Raw genomic sequence first — 2737 nt, 5'->3', positions numbered from 1 at the left:
GGCCCGGCGAACTGCTTGTTGCCGGTCTTGACGTCGATGCGGCCCGGCGCGGTGACGGTGATGTTGCCGCCTTCGAGCACGATGCTGGCGCCGGCCGCCGTGGCGATGCGGATGCGCTTGGGCGCGGCGTATTCCACCGCCGTCTGGGCGCTGCCGATGGTGATGTCCTGCTGCGCCTGCACCCGCAGGATGTCGTGCTGCGCCTGCACGTCGACATTGCCCTTGGCCGAGATCAGATCCAGCCCCGACTGCGCTCCGCCCTGCTGCAGGCCCGCCACGATGCCCAGCCCCTGCCCCGCATGCAGGCGCAGCGCGCCCATCACCGCCAGGTTCTGGTCCTTGCCCGCCGACCAGTGCAGCGCCTCGCCGGCGGTGTACTGCAGGTGCTGGCCGGCCACCTGCGCCAGCCCGGCGCGCGCGGCCATCAGCACCACCGGGTCGGTGGCGTGCGGCACCTTGCCTGGCGCCGCGTCGGTATGCTTGGCCGAGGCATCGCCGCGCGCGCCTTCCACGCTGTCGCCGGCCACCGTGCCCGAGACCGCGCGGTGCATGGCCGCCAGCGGCGCCTTCTCGCCATCGAGCACACTGGAACCCGGGCCCCGGGTGCCCTGCACCGTCGCCAGCCGCAGGCCCTGGTGCGCGCCCGCCACCCCGTCCAGCGAACGCGCCATCTGGTCGGTCTGGCCCGCCAGCGCCTGCACCGCGGCCGCATCGCCGATGGCGCCGGCGTGGGCGCCGGCGGCCGTGTAGGTGCTCAGCAGCACGCCCGCGCCGCCCCGCACCGCGCCATAACCGTCGGTGCGCAGCTCGGCGCCCACGCCGCGCAGGCCGCCCCGGTAGTTGCCCGCCTGGTGGATCAGGTGGCCCAGGTTCAGCTCGCTGGCCTGCGCGCTGCTCTTGATCTGCAGGCGCAACTGGCTGTCGGTGTCGTCGAACACGATCTGGTTGTAGCCCGCGCCGCCAAACTCTTTGCTCTTGAAGCCGCTCAGGGCGGCCGCGTTGCGGTGGTTCTCCTCGCCCGCCGCCGCGCCGTGCCAGGCCGGCGCGTTGCCCGCGGCCAGGTTGGCCTGGGCGCTGGGCGCGTGGTCGCGCGCCGCCGCGTAGACCTGCGTGTCGGCCTTGGCGCCCGCGCGCCCGCCCGGCGTGGCCGGCGTGCCGCCCTCGCCACGGCCGTTGTACAGCGCGCCCACCACGATGGGCTGGTCGATGTCGTCGTCCACAAAGCGCACCAGCACCTCCTGGCCGATGCGCGGCACGAAGCTGATGCCCATGCCCGCGCCCGACTGACGCTGCGCCACCCGCGCCCAGCGGCTGGCCGCCAGGCCCTCGCCGCCCGCCTGCCAGTGAAACCGGATGCGCACGTCGCCGCGCTTGTTGCGCAGGATCTCGTCCTGCTCCCTGGGCTGGGTGCTGCCCTCGGCGTCGGTCACCACCGCCGTGTGCACGCCGTGCACCGACGGCGCCCCGCTCAGGCGCGCGCCGCGCGTCTCGGGCAAGCGCGGCCGCCAGGGACGGTCGCAGCGCACCGCCTCGAAGCGGTTGGCGTAGCCGACCTCGCGCGCCTTGGCCAGCACGGCGGCATCGGCGGTCAGGCTGGCCGCCTCGTCCGGCCGGCCCCCCGGCGCGGGCAAGGCATCGATATCCAAGGCCAGGTGCGCGTCCAGGCCGCCCAGCCGCTGGGCCAGCGCGGCCCGCGTCTGCGGCGGCAGGTTGTTGATGCCGACGTGTTCGACCCGGTCCAGCGCGAACTCCGGTTCGAAGCCGCTCTCGTCCGCCGGCCCCAGCGGCGACAGGTCCTGCAAGGTGAAGCGCGTGCCCGAGCGAAAGGTGCGCACCACCCCCAGGCCGGCGAAGGTCTCGGCGCGCGCCCGCAGCGCTTCGGTCGCCAGCTCGGCCTGGCGACGCGCCTGGGCCGGGTCGGCAAAGCCGCCATGGCCGGCCACCTCGTACCAGTCCAGCGCCGCCGCTTCGTCCTGGCCGCTGGCCGGGTTCACCAGCGCCTGCGCCGCCACCGCCCGCTTGCCGCTGTCGTGCCAGCCCAGCAGCGTGATGCTGTCGGGCACCCGGCGGCGCTGGCGCGCCAGCCGCTGCACGGTGTCGCGCGATTCGGTGGCCGCGGCGCGCTGGAAGCGGATGCCGCCGCCGGCCGACTCGGCGTCCTCGGCCAGGTTGCGGCTGTCGGCGAACAGCTGCACCACGTGGCGCGCCGGCACGCTCTCGTCTTCCAGCACCGTCCAGCCCAGCCCGGCCTCGGCCAGCAGGCGCGCCACGAAGTCGTAGTCGGTCTCGCGATACTGGGTGGTGTAGGGGCGCGGCGCCAAACCGGCCAGCGCCGGCTCGACGTCGGCGGCAACGCGGTAGACAAAGCCTTCGTAGCCGTCCAGCACCTGGCGCACGATGTCCAGCACCGGCTTGCCCTCGAACACGCGGCTGGCGCGCCGCTGCGTGGCCAGCCACAGCCACGGCACCACCGTCAGGCGGTAGCGCGCCAGGCCCGCGTCGCCCGACAGCAGCTCGGCCTCGCGGATCACGCCGCTGCGCCCGGCCTGGCTGCCGTCGGCGCGCGTTGTCCACAGCGTCACCGGGCGCGAGATCATGTCCTGCAACGCCAGGCCGGCATCGTCGGACAGCGCCACCACGCGCAACTGGCCCACGCCGGACAGCGCCTCGCGCGCGATCCAGCCTTCCACGTGCAGCGACGCCAATGCGCCCTCGCCTTGCAGCCGGTAGAGCCGGG

The 2737-nt window shown here is 74.8% G+C and carries 1 protein-coding gene; it reads right to left on the bottom strand.

The window, feature by feature from the left end; all coding sequences use genetic code 11:
• On the bottom strand, positions 1–2737 hold a 2737-nt coding region (locus HV742_RS31955), incomplete at both ends, for a type VI secretion system Vgr family protein (protein WP_175147276.1).

Source organism: Achromobacter ruhlandii (assembly GCF_902859695.1).
In the GTDB taxonomy this organism is placed as follows: domain Bacteria; phylum Pseudomonadota; class Gammaproteobacteria; order Burkholderiales; family Burkholderiaceae_B; genus Achromobacter; species Achromobacter ruhlandii.
Note: the sequence above shows the minus strand (reverse complement) of the source record. Positions and strands in the feature narration are given on the sequence as shown.